Annotated in this window: 17 protein-coding genes; 12 read left to right on the top strand and 5 right to left on the bottom strand. The window is 67.8% G+C overall.

Annotated elements, in window-relative coordinates; translation table 11 throughout:
• Nucleotides 1-428 precede the first annotated feature (428 nt).
• The 3 genes from ABQ039_RS00820 to ABQ039_RS00830 all read right to left on the bottom strand — a co-directional run bounded on the left by ABQ039_RS00820 (nucleotide 429) and on the right by ABQ039_RS00830 (nucleotide 3,838).
• Nucleotides 429-1,466, bottom strand: a complete 1,038-nt coding sequence (locus ABQ039_RS00820; protein WP_016901221.1) for a patatin-like phospholipase family protein — start codon at nucleotides 1,464-1,466, stop codon at nucleotides 429-431.
• A gap of 326 nt (nucleotides 1,467-1,792) precedes the next feature.
• Nucleotides 1,793-2,803, bottom strand: a complete 1,011-nt coding sequence (locus tag ABQ039_RS00825) for a TIGR00266 family protein (RefSeq protein ID WP_349778257.1) — start codon at nucleotides 2,801-2,803, stop codon at nucleotides 1,793-1,795.
• Between the two features lie 189 nt (nucleotides 2,804-2,992).
• Nucleotides 2,993-3,838, bottom strand: coding sequence for an ABC transporter ATP-binding protein (locus ABQ039_RS00830; protein WP_184609766.1), 846 nt, complete (start codon nucleotides 3,836-3,838; stop codon nucleotides 2,993-2,995).
• A gap of 153 nt (nucleotides 3,839-3,991) precedes the next feature.
• Between ABQ039_RS00830 and ABQ039_RS00835 the strand changes: the two genes are divergently transcribed.
• The 4 genes from ABQ039_RS00835 to ABQ039_RS00850 are packed head-to-tail and all read left to right on the top strand — an operon-like array spanning nucleotide 3,992 to nucleotide 7,849.
• Nucleotides 3,992-5,197, top strand: coding sequence for an acyl-CoA desaturase (locus ABQ039_RS00835; RefSeq protein WP_016901218.1), 1,206 nt, complete (start codon nucleotides 3,992-3,994; stop codon nucleotides 5,195-5,197).
• 46 nt (nucleotides 5,198-5,243) lie between these two features.
• Nucleotides 5,244-5,594 (top strand): calcium-dependent protein kinase 21, encoded by a 351-nt coding sequence (locus ABQ039_RS00840; RefSeq protein ID WP_221232364.1) that lies wholly within the window; start codon nucleotides 5,244-5,246, stop codon nucleotides 5,592-5,594.
• Between the two features lie 48 nt (nucleotides 5,595-5,642).
• Nucleotides 5,643-6,380 (top strand): ATP-binding cassette domain-containing protein, encoded by a 738-nt coding sequence (locus tag ABQ039_RS00845; RefSeq protein ID WP_104569311.1) that lies wholly within the window; start codon nucleotides 5,643-5,645, stop codon nucleotides 6,378-6,380.
• Nucleotides 6,377-7,849: a glycine betaine ABC transporter substrate-binding protein gene (locus ABQ039_RS00850; RefSeq protein ID WP_184609769.1), complete on the top strand. Its 1,473-nt coding sequence runs from the start codon at nucleotides 6,377-6,379 to the stop codon at nucleotides 7,847-7,849. Before ABQ039_RS00845 ends, ABQ039_RS00850 begins: the two co-directional genes overlap by 4 nt.
• 74 nt (nucleotides 7,850-7,923) lie before the next feature.
• On the opposite strand, the gene ABQ039_RS00855 is transcribed toward ABQ039_RS00850, so the two are convergent.
• Nucleotides 7,924-9,105, bottom strand: coding sequence for an aminotransferase class V-fold PLP-dependent enzyme (locus tag ABQ039_RS00855; RefSeq protein ID WP_349778256.1), 1,182 nt, complete (start codon nucleotides 9,103-9,105; stop codon nucleotides 7,924-7,926).
• 65 nt (nucleotides 9,106-9,170) lie between these two features.
• On the opposite strand from ABQ039_RS00855, the gene egtB reads away from it, so the two are divergent.
• Genes egtB through ABQ039_RS00870 form a run of 3 tightly spaced genes read left to right on the top strand, consistent with a single transcriptional unit; the run spans nucleotide 9,171 to nucleotide 11,728 of the window.
• A complete protein-coding gene (egtB, locus tag ABQ039_RS00860) occupies nucleotides 9,171-10,460 on the top strand; it encodes an ergothioneine biosynthesis protein EgtB (protein WP_349778255.1) in 1,290 nt (429 codons plus the stop codon).
• Nucleotides 10,457-11,443, top strand: a complete 987-nt coding sequence (gene egtD / locus ABQ039_RS00865) for an L-histidine N(alpha)-methyltransferase (protein ID WP_024939498.1) — start codon at nucleotides 10,457-10,459, stop codon at nucleotides 11,441-11,443. The genes egtB and egtD overlap by 4 nt, the downstream gene beginning before the upstream one ends.
• Nucleotides 11,444-11,458: 15 nt before the next feature.
• Nucleotides 11,459-11,728, top strand: a complete 270-nt coding sequence (locus ABQ039_RS00870) for a DUF3253 domain-containing protein (protein ID WP_349778254.1) — start codon at nucleotides 11,459-11,461, stop codon at nucleotides 11,726-11,728.
• Between the two features lie 254 nt (nucleotides 11,729-11,982).
• On the opposite strand, the gene ABQ039_RS00875 is transcribed toward ABQ039_RS00870, so the two are convergent.
• The gene (locus tag ABQ039_RS00875; protein WP_349778253.1) at nucleotides 11,983-15,690 is read right to left on the bottom strand and encodes an indolepyruvate ferredoxin oxidoreductase family protein; all 3,708 of its coding nucleotides are present in this window, start codon (nucleotides 15,688-15,690) and stop codon (nucleotides 11,983-11,985) included.
• A gap of 193 nt (nucleotides 15,691-15,883) precedes the next feature.
• On the opposite strand from ABQ039_RS00875, the gene ABQ039_RS00880 reads away from it, so the two are divergent.
• The 5 genes from ABQ039_RS00880 (at nucleotide 15,884) to ABQ039_RS00900 (ending at nucleotide 20,750) form a co-directional block, all read left to right on the top strand.
• Nucleotides 15,884-16,522, top strand: a complete 639-nt coding sequence (locus ABQ039_RS00880) for a hypothetical protein (protein ID WP_024939495.1) — start codon at nucleotides 15,884-15,886, stop codon at nucleotides 16,520-16,522.
• A gap of 895 nt (nucleotides 16,523-17,417) precedes the next feature.
• Nucleotides 17,418-18,335 (top strand): AEC family transporter, encoded by a 918-nt coding sequence (locus ABQ039_RS00885; RefSeq protein WP_349778252.1) that lies wholly within the window; start codon nucleotides 17,418-17,420, stop codon nucleotides 18,333-18,335.
• Nucleotides 18,336-18,400: 65 nt separating this feature from the next.
• Nucleotides 18,401-19,474, top strand: coding sequence for a hypothetical protein (locus ABQ039_RS00890; RefSeq protein WP_349778251.1), 1,074 nt, complete (start codon nucleotides 18,401-18,403; stop codon nucleotides 19,472-19,474).
• Nucleotides 19,475-19,626: 152 nt separating this feature from the next.
• Nucleotides 19,627-20,259: a ParA family protein gene (locus tag ABQ039_RS00895; RefSeq protein WP_016904235.1), complete on the top strand. Its 633-nt coding sequence runs from the start codon at nucleotides 19,627-19,629 to the stop codon at nucleotides 20,257-20,259.
• A gap of 14 nt (nucleotides 20,260-20,273) precedes the next feature.
• Nucleotides 20,274-20,750, top strand: coding sequence for a histidine phosphatase family protein (locus ABQ039_RS00900; protein ID WP_016904234.1), 477 nt, complete (start codon nucleotides 20,274-20,276; stop codon nucleotides 20,748-20,750).

A 20,750-nucleotide genomic window follows, 5' to 3' on the forward strand; every position in this document is an offset into this window, starting at 1 on the left:
TGCAGATGAAGCGGATGCGTTACCGGTAAGGCATCGCGGCCAGGGCCGCTCCTACAGGAGTGGTGCTGGCCGCGCCGACGTTACCCAATACACCCGAAGACCGCCCCGCCATCGTAGGAGCGGACCCGGCCGCGACCCCATCCCGCCTCAGCGCACCTGAAAAAAATGCCCCGCCGTCGTAGGAGCGGCCCAGGCCGCGACCCCCTCCGCGGCACATCTCAGCGCACCCGAAAAGAACCGCCGCCCCGTCCGCGACCTTGTCCGGCACACCCTCGGTGCATCAACCCAAGGCATCAACAACGCAGTCGCCCCACGCATCGGCTTTAAAAAACGCGCGCGTCTCGAAACAGGCGCCCACGCCCGCTCAGCTCCGCATGACCTCGCGCGGCACCCGCATCAGCTGCGCTTCGCCTCGCACCGCCTCCACCTCACGGCGCCACGCAGGCCTCGTCCTTGCCGCGCAGTTTCTGCCAGCGCGAGCGCTCTTGCAGGCAGCGCCGATACGCCTCTGCCTTGGCGGCGGCAGCCTGCTCGGCGGCGGTGCGGGTGGCACTGCTGCGCTGCGCCTGCAACTGCGCGATCTTGGCGCGGATCTGCGGCATCGCCGCCATCGCCGCACGCTCGCCTTCCAGGATGGCGGCGCCACGCTGGTTGAAATCGGCCGAGCCGATGTCGTTGACCTTGGGGCGGATCACCACATCGGCACGCTTGAGTTCCGCCTCGCCCAGGCGCTGGCCCATGATCGAGATCGATTGGTTGACGGTGCCGAGCAGATCGCCGGGATTCTTGCCGCTGGCCTTGCTGGAGATATCCACCGCCACCACGAATTCCGCACCGAGCTGGCGCGCGGCATCCACCGGCACCGGGCTGACCACGCCGCCATCCACATAGTGGTATTGGCCGATGGTCACCGGCTCGAACACGCCGGGAATGCTGCTGGATGCGCGCACCGCCTGGCCGGCATTGCCGCGCACGAACACGGTGCGTTCGCCGTCTTCCAGCCGCGTGGCGACCGCCGCGAACGGCTTGCGCAACTTGTCGATCGGCTTGCCGCCGAGCTGTTCGTTGACGTAGTCCTGCAGCTTCTGGCCCTGCACCAGGCCGCCGGAGAAGATCCGCACATCGCGGATGCTGGTCTGGTCGAGCGCGACGGCCTTTTCCTGCATCTGGAACGCATCCATGCCGCTGGCATACAGCGCCCCGACCACGCTGCCGGCGCTGGTGCCCGACACCACCACCGGCGCAAAACCGTTGGCCTCGAGCATCTTGATCACGCCGATATGCGCAAAGCCCTTGGCCGCGCCGCCACCGAGCGCCACGCCGATCTTGACCGGTTTGACCGCGCCGGCAGACGGTGCCTGCACCACCGGCGCCGGTGCTGCCGGGCGCGGCTCGCCACCGCAGGCCGAGAGCAGACCGAGCATGGACAACAGGGCAAGCGAGCGTGGGCGGCGGAGCGCAGTCATGGCGAAAACGTCGATGGGAAAGGCGAGGGAGAATACACGCGTGCCGTCACGGTGGCGCTGATGGTTGGCGTGCGTGGAGATTGTTCAGAACGGCATCGTTTGCAGGCGTTGCACTGCCTTGTCCCGGCAAGAAGGGCGAGCCGGTTCGTTCGGGCGATGACCGCAGCCACCTGCACGGGCCGGGGGCGCGGAGCGGGGGGGGGAGGGTAAGGAGCGAGGCCACATGGGATCGCAGCAGGCTTCGCCGGGCCCCTCATCCGGCGCGACGCGCCACCTTCTCCCGGCAGGAGAAAGGTGCCCGCACACCCGCCTGCCGCGTCACCCCATCAAAACCGGTTGTCGCCATCCAGCAACCTTCCCAGGCCGCCCAGCACCGAGCCTTCGCCGCGTTGCTGGCCGCCGGCCTGCGGGGCGGCCTGCAGCATGCGGCCGGCCATGCGCGAGAACGGCAGCGATTGCAGCCACACCTTGCCGGGGCCGGTGAGGGTGGCCAGGAAGACGCCTTCGCCGCCGAAGAACATGCTCTTCAGCCCGGCGACGCGGCGCACGTCCATGTCCACACCGGCGTGGTAGGCGACCACGCAGCCGGTGTCCACATCGATGCGTTCGCCAGGGGCGAGTTCGCGTTCCACCACGGTGCCGCCGGCATGCACGAAGACCCAGCCGTCGCCTTCGAGCTTCTGCATGATGAAGCCCTCGCCGCCGAACAGGCCGGTGAGGATCTTGCGTTGAAACGCGATCCCCAGCGACACGCCGCGCGCGCCGGCCAGGAAGCTGTCCTTCTGGCAGATCAGTTGCCCGCCATGCTCGGACAGGCGCAGCGCCAGCACCGTGCCCGGATAGGGCGCGGCGAATGCGACCCTGGCCTTGCCGCTGCCGGCATGGGTGAACACGGTGGTGAACATGCTCTCGCCGGTGACCACGCGTTTGCCGGCCGACAGCAGCTTGCCCATCAGCCCGCCGCCGCCGCTCTGGCCGGCATGCGAGCCGTCGCCGAACACGGTGTCCATCTGCACCGCGGCGTCCTTGTACATCAGCGCGCCGGCCTCGGCGATGGCGCTTTCGCCCGGGTCCAGCTCGACCTCGACGAACTGCATGTCGTTGCCGACGATGCGGTAGTCGATCTCGTCGGCGCGCCCGGACGCGCCGGTCAGCGGCGGCGGCAGGCCGCTGCCGCCCTGCAGCTCGGCCAGCTGGCGGGCCGGCGTCCAGCCATCGAGTCCGTCGCGCCAGGCCAGCGCGTCGGGCTGGCGCTGGGCATGCGCGCGGGCGCTGGCATCGTCGAGCGGGCCAATGCGATCGGCCTGTCCGGGAACATGGAAATACCACTGGGCCATCGGGACGACTCCTGTCTGTGCGTGCGCCGAGTCTAAGCGCAGCCGCGGTGACGGCGTCCCGTGTCCAAGGTCATGCCCGGAAGGTGCGGTTGGGCGCGGTTGTGGGCTGTAAGGAGCGCGTGGCTGCCGGCTGTCGTCGCGCAGCTTGCGCAAGACTCCGGGCTGCGTGCGCGGTAGGGCGGATGGCGCTTAATCGCCCACCGTCGCCCAATAGCGCTCGCCGTCGCGCTGCACCCGCACCGGGCCACCGAACACGTCCGACAGGCTGGCGTCGGTGAGCAGCGCATCGCGCGGACCATCGGCCACGACGGTGCCGGCACGCAGCAGGATCACCCGCGCGATCTCCGGCACGATTTCCTCGATGTGATGGGTCACCAGGATCAGCGTGATGCCTTGCCGGGCCAGGTGACGCATGGTGTCGAGCAGGTGCTGTCGCGCCACCAGGTCCAGGCCGGTGGACGGCTCATCCAGTAGCAGCGCCTGCGGGCGGTTGACCAGTGCGCGCGCGATCAGCACGCGGCGGGTCTCGCCGGCCGACAGTTCGGCAAATTGCCGGTCCAGCAACGGCAGCGCACGCGCCAGGGCCAAGGCCTCCCGTGCCCGCGCGCGCATGTCGTCGCTGATCTCGCGATGCGGTGGCACCACATAGCTGGCGAAGAAACCGGACAGCACCGCGCTTTCCACATCCAGCCCCGGCATGTCGGCCAAGTTGACGCTGAGGTCGCCGGTGACGATGCCCAGCTGCGAGCGCAGGCGGTCCACCTGCCAGCGCACCTGCCCGAGCACTTTTACCGCCGCCTGGCCGTCGGCGCGCACCAGCGGATACAGCTCGCGGGTGATCAGCTTGATGAAGGAGGATTTGCCGCAGCCGTTGGGGCCGAGGATGGCGGTGTGCTGCCCCAGCGCGATGCGCAGGCTGAGCGCATGCAGCACGCGCACCTGGCCGCGCATCACGCTGGCCTGGTCGAGCTCGATCAGCGGGATGGCGTTGGCAACAGCAGCAGGATCGGTGGACATCTCGGCAGTAACCGTCATACGGGTGACATCAGGCGCAGTGGGGAAGGGGAGCGTGTGAACCGCTTTAGAAATGTAGGGCGCACCCTACGCATCCGAAGGGTGAAGTTTGCCGCCATCGCCCCCATCATGTCTGCATCGACCCAACCCGATGGCGCCGCTGTGGAAATGCCGATGTTGTCCGACCCGATCATCGACCTTCTGACTTCCGGCGTGGCCGGGCTGGGCGTATGGGGCATGCTGGCGGTGCTGCTGGTGTTCACCCAGCTCACCATCTTCGCGGTGACCTTGTACCTGCATCGCAGCCAGGCCCATCGCGGTGTGGACTTCCATCCGGTGGTGGCGCACTTCTTCCGCTTCTGGACCTGGCTGACTACCTCGATGATCACCCGCGAATGGGTGGCGATCCATCGCAAGCATCACGCCAAGGTCGAGACCGAGGAAGACCCGCACAGCCCGCAGACCAAGGGCATCAGCCAGGTGTTCTGGCGTGGCGTGGAACTGTACCGCGAAGCGCGCGCGCAGCGTGCCGACATCGAGCAGTACGGCAAGGGCGCGCCCACCGACTGGATCGAGCGGCATCTGTACACCCCGCATGCCAATGCCGGCCCGATTGCGTTGCTGGTGATTAACGCGGTGCTGTTCGGTTTGCCCGGCATCGCGCTGTGGGCGATCCAGATGGCGTGGATTCCGTTCTGGGCCGCCGGCGTGGTCAACGGCCTGGGCCACTGGTGGGGCTATCGCAATTTCGAGTCGGCCGACACCTCCACCAACCTGACGCCGTGGGCGCTGTGGATCGGTGGCGAAGAACTGCACAACAACCACCATGCGTTCCCGAGCTCGGCGCGGTTTTCGATGCGGCGCTGGGAGCTGGATATCGGCTGGGTCGCCATTCGCGGGCTGCAGGCCATCGGCCTGGCCAAGGTGCTGCGGGTGGCGCCGTCGCTGGACATCCGCCCCAACATCGCCGTGCCCGATGCCGACACGCTCAAGGCCCTGCTCTCGCATCGCTTCCAGGCGATGACCGATTACCAGCGCAATGTGTTCACCCCGGCGCTGCGCGAAGAGGCCGCGGCCACCGGCGCCAAGTTGCGGCAGCTGTTGCCGCGGCGGCTGCGCAAGGGCCTGGTCGACGACGGGCGGTGGCTCAAGCCCGATGCGCGCGCGCAACTGCAGCACTGGGTGGCCGAGCGCCCGCGCATGCGCACGCTGGTCGAGTACCGCGCACGCCTGACTGCGGTGCTGGAGGCGCGCAGCCACGATGCGTCCGAACGGCTCAAGCACCTGCAGCAGTGGTGTCACGAAGCCGAAGCCAGCGGCAATGCCGCCTTGCAGGCCTATGCGGCGCGGCTGAAGGGTTATGCGCTGAGTGGGTCGTAATCGTCGGGGCACGCGTGCTGCTGTGCGTGTGCGTGGATCGTATGGCTTGATCGCGCGCGGCCTGCTGCTGGCGGGTGTTGTGTGCGCTCCGGCTTTTCTTGCGCAAGCGCAGGCGCACGCCCAGGTGCAGGACAGCCAGCAGTATCTGCAACGCATGGATACCGATGGCGATGGCCGGGTCAGCCGCGATGAATATCTGGCCTGGATGAGCTATGCCTTCGAGCAGCGCGACCTGGACCATGACGGCGTGCTGCAGGGCGATGAGCTACCTGGCCGGCGCGGCAAGCCGATCACCCGTGCCGCGCATCGTGCCACGCTGATCGAGCGCTTCGCGCGGCAGGATGCCAACGGCGACGGCTATCTGAGCGCGCGCGAGTTGCTGGCGCCGCCGCGCTGATGCGTACCTTCGCGCGCGTCTGACGCTGCGTTCGGCAAGCTCGAGCGCATGTTCACTCTCGACCAGGTCAGCCGGCGCTACGGCCAGGCCATTGCCCTCGACTCCGTCTCCCTACAGTTCGCCAGCGGCATCACCACCGCCTTGATCGGCCCCAGCGGCGCAGGCAAGTCGACCGTGTTGCGGATGCTGGTGGGGCTGGAGTGGCCGGACAGCGGCACGGTCGCCTTCGATGGCGCGCCGCTGCAACGCGCCGGCCTGCAGGCGCAGCGCCAGCGCATCGGCTATGTGATTCAAGAGGGCGGGCTGTTCCCGCATCTGGATGCACGCAGCAACGTGGTGTTGCTGGCGCAGACGCTGGGCTGGACGCGGCAGCGTATCGACCAACGCCTGCAGACCCTGTGCGCGCTCTGCCAGTTGCCGCCGGAGTTGCTGGCGCGTTATCCGGCCGAGCTGTCCGGCGGTCAACGCCAGCGCGTGGGCTTGATCCGTGCGCTGATGCTGGATCCACCGGCCCTGCTGCTGGACGAGCCACTGGGCGCGCTCGACCCGATCGTGCGTTACGACCTGCAGGCGCAGATGCGCGCGCTGTTCGCCCAGCTCGGCAAGACCGTGGTGCTGGTGACCCACGACGTAGCCGAAGCCGCCTACCTGGCCGACACCCTGGTGCTGATGCGGGCCGGCCAGGTGGTGCAGCAGGGCAGTGCACGCAACCTGCTGGAACAGCCGGCCGATCCGTTCGTGCAGCGCTTTCTCACTGCCCAGCGCAGCATCGGCGACGCCGCATGATCGCGCGCGTGCTGCTGGCCGTTGCCCTGCTGATCGCAAGCGTCGGTGCACAGGCCGCGCAGGTGACGGTCGGCTCGAAGAACTTCACCGAGGCCGTGCTGCTGGGCGAGATCGCCACCGCCGCCGGGCAGCGCGACGGCGTGGACGTGCAACACCGCGCGCAGCTCGGTGGCACGCGCATCCTGTGGCGCGCGCTGGAGACCGGGCAGATCGATGCGTACGCCGAATACACCGGCACGCTGGCGCAGGAACTGCTGCAGCTGCCCAAGGCCAGCCAGGCCGAACTGCGCGCCGCACTGGATGCGCGTGGGCTGGCGATGACCGACTCGCTCGGCTTCCAGAACACCTATGCCTTCGGCATGCGCGTCGAGCGCGCGCAGGCGCTTGGCATCGCCTCGATGTCGGATCTGGCACGGCATCCATCGCTCAAGATCGGGCTGAGCAACGAATTCATGCAGCGCGCCGATGGCTGGCCGGGCGTGCGCGCTGCCTATGCACTGCCGCAGACCGCGACCGGGCTGGATCACGATCTGGCCTATCGCGCGCTGCAGAGCGGAGCGATCGAGGTCACCGATCTGTACAGCACCGATGCGGAAATTCCGTATTACCGGCTGCAGGTGCTGCGCGACGACCGCCATTACTTTCCCGATTACCAGGCGGTATTCCTGTATCGCAAGGACCTGGCGCAGCGCTCACCGGCGATGCTCAAGGCATTGCAGGGGCTGCAGGGGCGCATCGACGAGGCGACCATGCAGCGGCTCAACGCACAGGTGAAGCTGGAGCGTCAGTCCGAGGCCGCGGTGGCTGCGCAGTGGCTGGGCGTTGCGCCGGCATCGGCAGCCGATTCGCGTGTGGCGCGTCTGCTGCGGCATACGCGCGAGCATCTGGCCATGGTCGGCATCTCGTTGGGCTTTGCCTTGCTGATCGCGTTGCCGCTGGGCGTGCTGGCGGCCCGGCGGCCGCGGCTCGGGCAGGTGGTGCTGTCGTTGACCGGCGTATTGCAGACCTTGCCGTCGCTGGCAGTGTTCGTCTTCATGATTCCCTTGTTCGGCATCGGCGCCAAACCGGCGATTGCCGCGTTGTTTCTCTACAGCCTGCTGCCGATCGTGCGCAACACGCATGCCGGGCTGACCTCGATCCCGCGCGAGTTGCGCCAGACCGCCGAGGCGATCGGGCTGCCGGCATGGACGCGCCTGTGGCGGGTGGAACTGCCGCTGGCGCGTCGCACCATCGTGGCCGGCATCCAGACCGCGGCGGTGATCAACGTGGGCACCGCCACGCTGGGCGCCTTGATCGGCGCAGGCGGCTACGGCCAGCCGATCCTCACCGGCATCCGCCTGGACGATATAGGCCTGATCCTGGAAGGCGCGATTCCTGCGGCGGTGCTCGCGCTGATCGTGCAGGCGCTGTTCGAAGGCCTGGAGCGCTGGGTCACCCCGCGTGGACTGCGCATCCGCCAGCGCGGCTGAGCCCGTAGGAGCGGACCAGGCCGCGACGTGGCGTTACCGGCTAAGCCCCGTCGCGGCCGGGTCCGCTCCTACGGTTACGCGGTTGGCAGCGCTGCGATCAGGGCTGAGAGCGCATCCTCGGTGACATTGAGGTGCGGTGCGATACGTAGACGCCCGTGTCGGCGCGTGCAGATCGCCCCGCGCGCGCCGAACGCCGTCGCCACCGCATCCAGCCGGTTTGCTGGCGGCTGCAACGCGGTCAGATGCGCCGCGTGGGCGGGCGTGCACCAACTGCCCAGACCGCGTGCCTGCAGCGCCGCATCCCAGCGCGCGGTGAGCGCGCCCAGCGCCTGCGCGATGCGCGCCGGTTGCCAGGCAGAGACCTGCTGCAAGGCCGCCGTCGCCATCGCGATCCTCATTGGATCGGCAACGCCGCCGGCATCGAACCGGCGCGCACCGCTGCGATAGGAGGGCGCCTGGGCGACCGGAAATTCCCAGCTGCTGCCGGCATCGCGGCCGATCCAGTGTTCTTCGATCGGCACGCCGCGCGCCCGCCATTGCGGGGCCACCCACAGCCAGGCCAGCCCCATCGGCCCCAGCAGCCATTTGTGGCCGACGCTGACCACGAAATCCGGCCGCCAGCGCGGCAGGTCGGTCGGCAGCACGCCCAGGCTCTGGCTCAGATCCAGCACCAGCGCCGCACCGCGTGCGTGCACCGCGGCGCTGATGCGGTCCAGATCGAGCTGTCGTCCATCCAGCCAGTACGCATGCGGCAACGTCACGATGCGCAAGGCCGGTGTCTGGGCGATGGCCTGCAGCACCGCCGCGGTCAAGGCATCGCCACCGGCCGTGGACACCGCCACGATGTGCGCACCCACCTCGGCACAGCGGCGTTGCCAGATCAGCAGGTTCGAGGGGAACTGGCCTTCCAGCAGCAGCACCGCCTCGCCACGTTGCAGCGGCAGGTTGCGTGCGGCGGTCGCCAGGCCGTGCGCGGCCGAGGGCAGCATTGCCACGCCGTCGGCATCGTCGTCGAACAGGCCTGCAGCGAGCATGCGCAAACGCTCGATGTCCTGCAGCCAGGCATCGAACGGCAGCTGCCACGGGGTGGCCAGCGCATCCACCGCCTGATGCGCGACCGCTTGCACCGCGCGCAGCAGCGGGCCGCGCGAGGCGGCATCCAGATAGGTGATGTCGGCAGGTAACGCAAATGCCTGCTGGCGGCGTTCCCATTCGACGGGCGCGGGGAGCAGGCTGGACAGAGAAAAAGAAGACATGGCGACAGCTTACCGCTGGCTGCCACGCTGCCGACACGGCGCGTTCACAGGCGCTCCTCAAGCATATGGCGATGTCTGCACTCTCATCTCTGCTGGGCCACCACCAGCAACAGCAGCTGACGCTGCTGGAACGCTACGCGCAGACCCGCGCGCTGAGCGATCGCCTCGCCGCACCCCTGAGCGCTGAAGACGCAATGGTGCAGAGCATGCCCGACGCCAGCCCCGGCAAATGGCATCTGGCACACACCACCTGGTTTTTCGAACGCTTCGTGCTGCAGGCCGATCCGGCCTACCGTGTGTTCGACCCGGCCTGGGATTTCCTGTTCAACAGCTACTACCAGAGCGTGGGCCCGATGCACGCGCGCGCGCGTCGCGGAGTGTTGTCGCGGCCGTCGTTGCAGCAGGTGCGCGACTACCGGGCCGCAGTCGATACGCAGATGCAGCAGCGCCTGCGTGACGGGGTGTTGGACGCGCAGGCTTGCACCATCGTGCAGCTCGGCATCCAGCACGAGCAGCAGCACCAGGAATTGCTGTTGACCGATATCAAGCACGCGCTGTGGAGCAATCCGCTGCAGCCGGCGTACCGCGATGCGCCGGCACCGCCTGCGGCCGTCGCCAGCACGCTGCGCTGGCAGGCACGCGACGAACAGATCGTGGAAATCGGCGCGGCGGCATGGCCGCAGGCCGACACCTTCGCCTACGACAACGAGTCGCCGCGTCATCGCGTGCTGGTCGGCGCGCATGCGTTGGCGCATCGGGTGGTCAGCAATGCCGAGTTCCAGCAGTTCATCGACGCCGGTGGCTACCGCAGTGCCGGTGCCTGGCTCAGCGATGGCTGGGCGATGGTGCAGGCGCAAGGCTGGCAGCACCCGCTGTATTGGGACGCGGACGGACGCGAGTTCACCCTGGATGGCTGGCGCCCGCGCGATGCGCATGCGCCGGTATGCCACCTGAGCCTGTTCGAAGCCGATGCGTTCGCGCGCTGGGCCGGCGCGCGCCTGCCCACCGAAGCCGAGTGGGAACAGGCCGCCACCGGTGTGCCGGTGCAGGGCAATTTCGTCGATAGCGACGCCTTGCATCCGCGCGGCGCCGACGCGGTGGATACCGGCCTGCAGCAGTTGTTCGGCGATGTCTGGGAATGGACCGGCAGCGCCTACCTGCCGTATCCCGGCTTTGCGCCGTGGCCCGGGTCGCTGGGCGAATACAACGGCAAATTCATGAATGCGCAATGGGTGCTGCGCGGTGGCAGCTGTGCCACGCCGGCCAGCCACGTCCGCGCCAGTTACCGCAACTTTTTTCCCTCCGATGCGCGTTGGCAGTTTGCCGGCGTGCGCCTTGCCAAGGATCTGCCTTGAACGCCGCCGCCCATGCCATGCAACGCGCGCACGCCGCGCTGACCGACCTGCGCCCGCAACCGGATGACATCACCGCCGACGCGCTGGCCGGCCTGTCGCAAACGCCCAAGACGCTGCCGTCGAAGTATTTCTACGATGCGCACGGCTCGCAGTTGTTCGAGGCGATCACCCGGCAGCCGGAGTACTACCTCACCGGCACCGAACTGGCCTTGCTGGAGGCCAGCATGGCCTCGATCGCGCAGGCGATCGGCGCTGGCGTGCACGTGGTCGAATACGGCAGCGGCAGCGGGCGCAAGACCGAATTGCTGCTGCAGGGCCTGCGCGATGTGGTGGCCTACACGCCGCTGGAAATCTCGCGCACTGCCTTGCTTGAGAGCACCGCGCGGCTGGCGCAGCAGTTCCCGCAGATCCAGATGCTGCCGGTATGCACCGACTTCACCAAGCCGCTGCAGCTGCCGCAGGCGCAGCGCCCGGCGCGCCGGCATCTGGTGTTCTTCCCCGGCTCGACGCTGGGCAATTTCACCGATGATGCCGCCGTCGAGTTGCTCGATGCGATGCGCCAGACCATGGGCAGCGACGGGTGCGCCCTGATCGGCATCGATCTGGACAAGGATGCCGGACTGATCGAGGCCGCCTACAACGATGCGGCCGGCGTCACTGCCGAGTTCACCCTGAATCTGCTGGCGCGGCTCAACCGCGAGATCGGCAGCGACTTCGATCTGGACGGCTTCCGCCACCACGCGGTGTATGCGCGCGAACGCGGCCGCATCGAGACCTTCCTGATCAGCCAGCGTGCCCAGCGCGTGCAGGTGGGCGGCAAGGCATTCGAATTTGCCGAAGGCGAGGCGATGCAGGTCGAATACAGCTACAAGTACACCGACGCGCGCTTTGCCGAACTTGCCGCCGCTGCGGGGCTGAAGGTCACCCACGGCTGGAACGATGCCAAGGACTGGTTCGGCCTGCGCGTGTTGCGCCCGCTCTGAGTTCTGGCCTCTGGCGTGCAACGGATCGACGATGCGCAGATCGTCGCGACCATCCGCGCGCTGCTGGCGCGCCGGCGGCCGCAGCAATCGATCTGCCCGTCCGAGGTCGCGCGCGCACTCAGCGGCGACGAAGCGCGCTGGCGCGCGCTGATGCCGCAGATCCGCAGCGTTGCCGCCGATCTGGCCGGCAGCGACGTGGTGCAGATCAGCCAACGTGGCGACGTGGTCGATGTGCGAACTGTGCGTGGGCCGGTCCGCCTGAAACGCGGTCTGCATTTCGAATGACGGGTGGGCGCTGCAGGCGCAGCACCGCTCGCGTGCGCGGCAGGAGCGCCTTGGCGAGCCGATCGTGACGCCGGCAGCCCATCGCCTCAGCCGGCACTGACCGCCGTCATGCGGCAAACGTGATCAGTCGACGCAGCAGCGGCCGTTGCGCGGCGTCTGTGCCACGACCCACCAGCCTGTCACTGCCGCACTACCGGCAACACCTCATCGGGTCGGCGCGCAACGCGTTGATCCTGCAACGCTGATCCGCAGACCTACGCCGCCTGCACCACATGCAAGGCCTTGGGATTGCGCCACTGCACCAGCAGCGCCGCTTCGCGTGCCTTGGCTTCTTCCAGATGCGCGTGCTTGATGTGCCCGTAGCCGCGGATATGTTCGGGAATGCTGGCGATCTGCGCGGCCAGGCCGACGTTGTCGGCATCCAGCCGTTGCAGCAGCGTGTCCACTGTCGCCACGTAATCGGCAATCAGCTGACGTTCGCCACGCCGTTCGGCGCTGTAGCCGAACACATCCAGCTTGCCGCCGCGCAGGAACTTCAGCCGCGCCAGCAGCTTGAAGGCAGTGAACATCCACGGCCCGTATTCGCGCTTGATCGCGTGGCCTTGCGCATCCTTCCTGGCCAGCAGCGGTGGCGCCAGATGGAAGCGCAGCGTGTAGTCGCCTTCGAACTGCTGCTGCAGCCGGCGCTGGAAGTCGCCGCGCGTATAAAGCCGCGCCACCTCGTATTCGTCCTTGTAGGCCATCAGCTTGAAGAAGTAACGCGCCACTGCCTCACTCAGCGCGCTGCTGCCGGGCGCCTGTTGCGCTTCGTGCGTGCGTACGCGCTCGACCAGGCTGCGATAGCGCTGTGCGTAGGCGGCATCCTGGTAGTCGGTCAGAAACGCCACGCGCCGCGCGATGGCTTCGTCCAGCGACTGCGCCAGCTGCTCGTCGTCGAGCGGATGCGTGGGCGCATCGACATCGCCATGCAGCGTGTTGCCGTCGCTCTGCGCCAGCGCATGCGGTGCGGTCTGCCCGCCAAGATCGTGTTCTTCCCAGCTGCCGGGTGCGCGCGCTGGCGGCGTATCGCCCTGTGCATGCGCACGCTCGCCACCCTTGCGCAGTCCTGCGGCCTGCTGCACCGCCGGCAGGTCGATCGCGGCCAGGCGCCCCCACGCAAACGCCTGCTGGTTCATCGCCACCGCCGCGCCATTGAGCTCGATGGCGCGCATCAGCGCCGCATGCGACAACGGCACCAGCCCGTGTTGCCAGGCATAGCCGAGCACGAACAGGTTGCTGGCGATCGCATCGCCCAGCAGCGCGGTCGCCAGTTGCGTGGCATCCAGCAACAGCGGCTCCTGGCCGCCCAATGCGGTGCGCACGCCGGCAATGATCTCGGCGGCGGGGAACTGCAGATCCGGCTGGGTGGTGAAGTTGCCCGGCATCGCTTCGTAGGTGTTGAGCACCACCTGGGTGCGGCCGTCGCGCACCTTGGACAAGGCCCAGTAATCGTTGACCACCACCATGTCGCAGCCCAGCACCAGATCCGCTTCGCCGGCCGCGATGCGCACCGCGTGGATATCGGCCGGTCGGCGCGCGATGCGGATATGCGTGGTCACCGCGCCACCCTTCTGCGCCAGGCCGGTCTGGTCCAGCACCGTGGCGCCCTTGCCTTCCAGGTGCCCGGCCATGCCGAGCAATGCGCCGATGGTCACCACGCCGGTACCGCCGACGCCGGTGATCAGGATGTTCCAGGGCTGTTGCAGCGTAGTGCGTTGCGGCGGCGCGGGCAGGTTGCCCAGCAGGGCGCTGGCATCGCGCTGTTGGCCCTTGCGCGGCGCACCGCCATGCACGGTGACAAAGCTCGGGCAAAAGCCCGACACGCAGGAATAATCCTTGTTGCAATTGGATTGGTCGATCTGCCGCTTGCGGCCGAATTCGGTCTCCTTGGGCAGCACCGACACGCAGAAACTCTTTTCGCCGCAATCGCCGCAGCCTTCGCACACCAGCGAATTGATCATGACGCGCTTGGGCGGGTCGACCAGCTTGCCGCGCTTGCGGCGGCGGCGCTTTTCGGTGGCGCAGGTCTGGTCGTAGATCAGGATCGACACGCCCTTGACCGCGCGCAACTGCTGCTGCACCGCATCCAGTTCGCTGCGATCGTGGAACGCCACCTCGCTGGGGAAGCGCTCGCGCCGGCGCGTCCATTTGCCGATGTCGTCGCTGACCACCGCGATGGTGTGGATGCCTTCGGCGCGCAGCTGCTGCGCGATGTCCGGCACGGTGAGCGTGCCGTCCACCGGCTGGCCGCCGGTCATCGCCACCGCATCGTTGTAGAGGATCTTGTAGGTGATGTTGACGCCGCTGGCGACCGACTGCCGGATCGCCAGCGAGCCGCTGTGGAAATAGGTGCCGTCGCCCAGGTTCTGGAACACGTGCGGCGTTTCGGTGAACGGCGCCTGCCCCGACCAGGTCACGCCTTCGCCGCCCATATGGGTGAAGGTGTCGGTGGAGCGGTTCATCCAGGTCACCATGTAATGGCAACCGATGCCGCCCAGCGCACGCGAGCCTTCCGGCACCGCGGTGGAGGTGTTGTGCGGGCAGCCGGAGCAGTAATGCGGCACGCGAGGGAACAGCGCGCGCGGCAAGGCCATTTCGGCCTCCTTGCTGTCCATCCAGCGCAGCCGCTGTTCGATCGACTCGGTCATCGCGCTGGACGGCAGCGCAAAGCGCTGGATGCGCTTGCCGATCACCGCGGCGATCGTGGCCGGGGTCAACTCGCCGGTGGACGGCAGGATCCATTCGCCCTGCTCGTCGTACTTGCCGACGATGCTCGGCCGCGCACCGGCGCTGGCCGGCCAGTTGTAGAACAGCTCCTTCATCTGGCGCTCGATGAAGGCCTTTTTTTCTTCCACCACCACGATGTCGTCGAGCCCGCGCGCGAACGCGCTGATGCCCACCGGCTCCAGCGGCCAGGTCATGCCGACCTTGTACACGCGGATGCCGATCTGCGCGCAGGCCTGCGCATCCAGGCCCAGGTATTCCAGCGCCTGCAGCACGTCCAGATAGCTCTTGCCGGTGGTGACGATGCCCAGCCGCGCATGCGGCGAATCCAGCACCACCTTGTCGATCTGGTTGGCGCGTGCGAAGGCCTGTGCGGCAGCGATCGCATAGCGGTGCAGGCGCATTTCCTGATCCACCGGCGGGTCCGGCCAGCGGATGCTCAGGCCGCCCGGCGGTAGCGCAAAGTCCTCCGGCAACACGATGCTGCGGGCGAACGGATCCACATCCACCGAGGCCGACGACTCCACCGTCTCGGCAATGGTCTTGAAGCCGACCCAGCGCCCGGTATAGCGGCTCATCGCCCAGCCGAGCAGGCCCATGTCCAGGATGTCCTGCACCCCGGCCGGGTTGAGGATCGGCATCATCGCGCTGACGAATTCCTCTTCCGAGCCGTGCGGCAGGGTGGAGCTGCGGCAGGCATGGTCGTCGGCGGCCAGTGCCAGCACGCCGCCATACGGCGAGGTGCCGGCGGCGTTGCCGTGCTTGAACACATCGCCGCTGCGGTCCACGCCCGGGCCCTTGCCGTACCACATGCCGTAGACGCCCTGCACCTTGGCACCGGGGGACAGGTTGGTCTGTTGGGTACCCCAGACCATGGTGGCGGCCAGGTCTTCGTTGAGGCCGGGGGTGAAGGTCACCCTGGCCGCGTCCAGATGCTTGCGCGCACGCCACAGCTCCAGGTCGAAACCGCCCAGCGGGCTGCCGCGATAGCCGCTGATGAAGCCGGCAGTCGCAAGGCCGGCGGCGTCATCGCGCAGGCGCTGCATCAACGGCAGCCGCACCAGCGCCTGCACGCCGGACAGGTAGATGCGCCCGTCGGCACGCGTGTACTTGTGCTCCAGCGTGTAATCCGCATCCACCTGGCCGAGCTCCGGCGTGTTGGCAGAGTCGGGAGAAGAGAGTGCAGCAGTACTGGTCATGGCGTGCCCGGAAAGGGTGGCTGGGACCCGGTGCGTGTCATCTGAAACCAATGACCCGCCCGACGGATTCCAAAACGGCGGTGCAAAGTGTAACAGTCGCCCTTCACGCGCCCGTTGCATGCGGATGCACAGCCGTCGCGCTGCGGTTACGATGGGGACGGGAAGGGTCGTTTGCTGTCAGGGGATAAAGCCAGTGAAAAGGAAATACGCATGGGCCGCGATGTTGGCCTTGCTCGGGGGCGTGTGGTCGATGGCGCAGGCGCAGAACCTGCCCAAGCCCAAGGAGTTCTATTTCGACGAAGATCGCGGCACCACCAAGGCCGTGGTCGCGGTACAGGGGCAGGGCGATGCGGTGGTCGACCGCCTGGCGGCGATGGTGCAGCGTGACGCCCGCGCGGCCGAGCCGCGCGCGCAACTGGCCTCGCTGGCCTATGCCGGGGGACGCACGCAGTTGGGCGACGAGCTCTACCAGGGTGCCCTGGGGCTGGTCTCCAACGGCAGCCAGCAATACCGTGCCATCACCTGGAACTACGGCTGGGATCTGTTGCGCGCCGACCAGCCCGACAAGGCCTTGCAGCAGTGGGCCAGCCTGGCCAACGGCCGCCCGGCCGCGCCGGCCTGGTTGCCGACGACTGCGGCACTGGCGCTATGGCGCAGCGGGCGTAAGCAGGAAGCGGTCGAGTGGTATGCCGCCGCGGTGCGCACCTGGCCGGATCGCTGGAGCAGCACCGCCAGCTACGCCACCTTGCTGCCGGATTGGCGCGAGGCCGAACGCGCCAGCCTGGCCGAGGTCTTTGCGGCATGGCAGGCGAACCCGCCGGCGTTTCCGTAACTCGGCGGCGGGCGCGCTGCAGAAAGTCCCGTAGCGCGCTGCTGTGCATCACGTCGCCCGTCGTTTTGCGGCCGGCGCCAGCGGGCAACGCAGCCACCGCCCCAAGTCGATTGCTTTGGGTGTCGTGCTTGGAAGGATTGGTCAACGCTGATGGATCAGTTGCAGAGCGGATGATCTGCGGCTGGGCTGCAGGGCCCTTGCCCGCCCACCCTCGCAGGACACGCCGCAAGTACGTCCATGTAGGCTCTTACGCGGCATCCATGCCGCGTAAGGTCCCGCGACGGTGGGCGGGCAAGGACTGGTCGAGATGGTCGGTCTTTTGAGGCAATCGTCCGTGCGATAGCTCAATCGTAGAGCGGTTGATCTGCGGCTTGGCTGCAGGGCCCTTGCCCGCTCACCGTCGCGGGACACGCCGCAAGTACGTCCGTGCAGGCCCTTACGCGGCATCCATGCCGCGTAAGGGCCCGCGATGGTGAGCGGGCAAGGACCCGTCGAGATGGTCGGTGTGCACGGTCAAGAGCGGCGCGCGATGTGCATCGTTGGAGAATGATGGGCCGGCTCAATGGCTCAGTGGCCGATGCATCGAGCAAGCAGTTTTTCATTTGCATCGAGCAAGCAGTTTTTCATTTGCATCGAGCAAGCAGTTTTTCATTCGGCCACCGACCAACTTCCTAGTGCGGTGAGGGCACCGAGCCCTCGACTGACTAGCTTTGGCAACATCCCGGAAGCGGCAAGCCTCGACATGCTTGTCGCCAGGCGTTGAGCGACCGATCTGCGCCACGCGTAGGCATGCTTGCCGATTTAGCCCGTCGCCGATCCAGCCCGTCACTGATCCAGGCACGACACGCCCACTATGCGATGCTGAGTGTCGCTTTCCCACGGACCTGACCACGCCATGGCGGTGGATGCATTTGCGTTGATTCTGGCGATGTTGGGGCTTGGCCTGCTGTTCGCGCGCTTGCGGGTGCTGCCGGACAACAGCGCCGATGTACTCAATCGCATCGTGCTGTACATCTGCCTGCCAGCCTCGGTGCTCACCTATGTGCCGCGGTTGCACCTGGATGCCTCGCTGGGTGGAGTGATCGCCACGCCGTGGCTGCTGACCGCAATCATCGTGCCGCTGCTGTGGGGCTGCAGCCGCCTGTTCCGGTTCAAGCGCGAGGAATACGCCGCGTTGCTGATGTGCGTGGTGTTCACCAACTCCAGCTTCATCGGCTTTCCGATGGTGCGCGCGTTGATCGGCGATCACGCCCTGCCGTATGCGGTGGTCTACGACCAGTTCGGCACCTTCGTGCTGTTATCGACGTTCGGGCTGTATGTGCTGGCCCGCTACAGCGGCGACACTCCGCCGACCGCGAAGCTGATCCTTTTGCGCGTGCTGCGCTTCCCGCCGCTATGGGCATTGCTGTTTGCATTGACCGTGATACCGGAACAGCCGCCGACCTGGATCGGCGCAGGCTTGAAGAGCCTGGCCGACGCGATGCTGCCGCTGGTGATGCTGGCGGTAGGCTTCTCGCTGCAGTTGCGCCTGCCTGCGGACGAACTCAAACCCTTGGCCGTGGGCCTGGCCTTCAAGTTGGCAGTGATGCCGATCCTGGCATTGCCGCTGTCGTTGGCGCTCGGCCTGCATGGCGCGATGCTGCAGACCAACGTGCTCGAATCGGCCATGCCCACCATGATCACCGCCGCCGCGCTGGCCATCACGCATCGGCTGGCGCCGCGCCTGGCCGCAGCGATGGTCGGCTACAGCATCCTGCTGTCGCTGCTGACCCTGCCTGCATGGGCCTGGCTGTTGGCGCGCCTGGTGGCTTGATAGGGCCTGGTCCGTATGAAATGCTGGCCCGCAACACTGCGCGCCCATACGGACAGGAGCAACACATGCACGGATATCGCTTGATCACCACGGCGTTGCTATGGCTTGGCAGCGTCTGCGCGGCACATTCGGCAATGGCGGCAGCGCCTGCGAGCACAGCGGCTGCGGCCAACGATCCGCTGGTGGATCAATGGGCACGCCAGGTCGGCCAGACCATGCAGGCACGCCTGCGCAGCATGGCGTCCAGCGGCGAGCCCAGGCAGCTGTATCTGGCCGGTCTGTTGTGGGTCGATGCCGAGGACGACGCGGCGTCGGCCGCAGACGGAGGCTATGCCCCCATCCAGCGCGTCTGGCTGCAGCGTGCCCTGGACGCGCGGCCGCGCGACCCGTTGGTGGCACGCATGGAAGCCGCCGGTTGCGCACCTGCGTTGCGCTGTGACCCAGGCGCTGCGCTGGCTTTCCTGGAGCAGGCCGATGCCGGCAACGCCAGTGTGCATCTGCGTGCCTACACGGCTGCGCAGCGCCGCGGCGACCAGGCGGCTGCCGAGCGCGCCTGGCAGGCGGCCGTGCAGTCCGATCATTTCGACAGCGGTGCGCTGGCACTCGGCAAGGCTCTGCATGCCAGCTACGACGGCGTGCAATGGCCATCGCTGGCCTCGGTCAGCCTGCGCGCGCAACTCGACGCGCAAGGCATGCCTTCCACGGGCGCGGGCATGGCGGCGATGTTCGTGATGGGTGCCTGGTCTGCACATGCACTTCCCGCGCTGGGCGATCTGATGCGGCGCTGCAGCCCCACCGGTGTCACGGCCGCGTTACGCGACGAGTGCATGTCCGTGCTGAACAACGTGGCCAATGACGAGTCCACCTTGGCCACCGCCCTGATCGGCAGCAGAGGCATGGCGGCACTGAGCAGCGGCGCCGATGCCACGCGCTGGCAGGCGCGGGTGCGGGAACTGCAGTGGCTACAGCAGCAGGAGCAGCAGCGTGCGTCCGGCGTCGATGGCATGTCCGACAAGCTGGAGGCCGTCCTGATCCAGGGCGAAGTGCCGGCGTTGCGTGCACGGTTACAGCGTCAAGGCCTTGCAGTGCAGCCGCCAGCGGGTTGGCAGCCGGGCGCACCGGGCCGCCAGGCCCGCTAATCCGCTTGGCCGGCGCATGTCACGGCGGCCATCCGCCAGCGGACGATGCTGCAGTGCGAGAGCGATCGCCGGTGGACGTTTAACGCCTTTCGACTACTTCCTCACTTCGTCGCGGTGTACGCTGCCGGCTTGCTCCCGGAAGCGAGGCGTGCATGAAGACAGTCCTGGTGGCCGGCTCCAAAGGCGGCGTCGGCAAGACCACGATCGCCACCAATCTGGCCGCCCATGCGGCCTTGCAGGGCCAGCGCACCGTGCTGGCGGACGCCGATCCGCAAGGCTCGTCCACGCGCTGGGCGCAGCGTCGCGCCAGCCTGGAAAGTGCGGTGTTGCCGATCGACGCCACCCGCCGGCGCAACTGGCAGGCCGCGGTGCCCGATGGTACCGACCAGCTGGTCATCGATGCTCCGGCCGGTGCGATGGCCGACGACCTGAGCGGCTTCCTCGACCACGTCGATGCCATCGTGGTGCCGGTATTGTCCTCGGCGCTGGATATCGAAGCGGTGGTCGGCTTCCTCAACACGCTGGCCAAGGTGCCGCGCGTGCATCAGCGCAAATTGCCGGTGGGCCTGGTGCTCAACCGCGCCCGTCCCTGGACCCAGACCTCGCAGCAAGCTGCCGAGATGATCGGCGCCTGGCCCTATCCCCTGGTAACCCAGCTGCGCGACACCCAGGCCTATGTGGTGATGGCCGGGTTGGGGCGCAGCCTGTTCGATTACCGCTCGGCGCAGGTGCGCGACCATCAACAGGACTGGGAGCCGCTGTTCAAGTGGCTCAAGAAGTCCTAGACCGGAGTGTTTTCATGCGCGAACTGATACTGCTGCGACACGCCCACGCCGAGCCGGCCGATACCGGCCAGGCCGATCTGGATCGCCCGCTGTCCCCGCACGGCATCGCCGAGGCCGAATCTGCCGGCCGCTGGCTGCGCGAGCAGCGCCTGGTGCCCGACCGCGTGCTGTGCTCGCCGGCGCGACGTGCGCGCGAGACGCTGGAAGCGGTGCTGGAACTCACCGGCTATATCGAACAACGCCTGGACGAGCGGATCTACGACGCCACGCCGGGCACCCTGGCCAGCCTGGTGGACGAACACCGCGATGCCGAGCGCCTGCTGCTGGTCGGCCACAACCCAGGCCTGGAACGGCTGGCCGCCTTGATGCACAGCGGCCAGACCGGCGACTACCGCGGCATGCCGACCGCCGCGATCGCCCTGCTGGCACTGCCGCTGGATGCGGCCATCGAACCGGGCATCGCCCGCCTGACCGCCTTCTGGTGGCCTTGA

The organism is Xanthomonas sp. WHRI 6108, from assembly GCF_040202385.2.
In the GTDB taxonomy this organism is placed as follows: domain Bacteria; phylum Pseudomonadota; class Gammaproteobacteria; order Xanthomonadales; family Xanthomonadaceae; genus Xanthomonas; species Xanthomonas arboricola.

Excerpts from the sequence above, each read along its gene's own strand:
- ABQ039_RS00820 (WP_016901221.1), bottom strand. The coding sequence starts at position 1,466 with ATGACTGCGCTCCGCCGCCCACGCTCGCTTGCCCTGTTGTCCATGCTC.
- ABQ039_RS00825 (WP_349778257.1), bottom strand. The coding sequence starts at position 2,803 with ATGGCCCAGTGGTATTTCCATGTTCCCGGACAGGCCGATCGCATTGGC.
- ABQ039_RS00830 (WP_184609766.1), bottom strand. The coding sequence starts at position 3,838 with ATGACGGTTACTGCCGAGATGTCCACCGATCCTGCTGCTGTTGCCAAC.
- ABQ039_RS00835 (WP_016901218.1), top strand. The coding sequence starts at position 3,992 with ATGTTGTCCGACCCGATCATCGACCTTCTGACTTCCGGCGTGGCCGGG.
- ABQ039_RS00845 (WP_104569311.1), top strand. The coding sequence starts at position 5,643 with ATGTTCACTCTCGACCAGGTCAGCCGGCGCTACGGCCAGGCCATTGCC.
- ABQ039_RS00850 (WP_184609769.1), top strand. The coding sequence starts at position 6,377 with ATGATCGCGCGCGTGCTGCTGGCCGTTGCCCTGCTGATCGCAAGCGTC.
- ABQ039_RS00855 (WP_349778256.1), bottom strand. The coding sequence starts at position 9,105 with ATGTCTTCTTTTTCTCTGTCCAGCCTGCTCCCCGCGCCCGTCGAATGG.
- egtB (WP_349778255.1), top strand. The coding sequence starts at position 9,171 with ATGGCGATGTCTGCACTCTCATCTCTGCTGGGCCACCACCAGCAACAG.
- ABQ039_RS00875 (WP_349778253.1), bottom strand. The coding sequence starts at position 15,690 with ATGACCAGTACTGCTGCACTCTCTTCTCCCGACTCTGCCAACACGCCG.
- ABQ039_RS00885 (WP_349778252.1), top strand. The coding sequence starts at position 17,418 with ATGGCGGTGGATGCATTTGCGTTGATTCTGGCGATGTTGGGGCTTGGC.
- ABQ039_RS00890 (WP_349778251.1), top strand. The coding sequence starts at position 18,401 with ATGCACGGATATCGCTTGATCACCACGGCGTTGCTATGGCTTGGCAGC.
- ABQ039_RS00895 (WP_016904235.1), top strand. The coding sequence starts at position 19,627 with ATGAAGACAGTCCTGGTGGCCGGCTCCAAAGGCGGCGTCGGCAAGACC.
- ABQ039_RS00900 (WP_016904234.1), top strand. The coding sequence starts at position 20,274 with ATGCGCGAACTGATACTGCTGCGACACGCCCACGCCGAGCCGGCCGAT.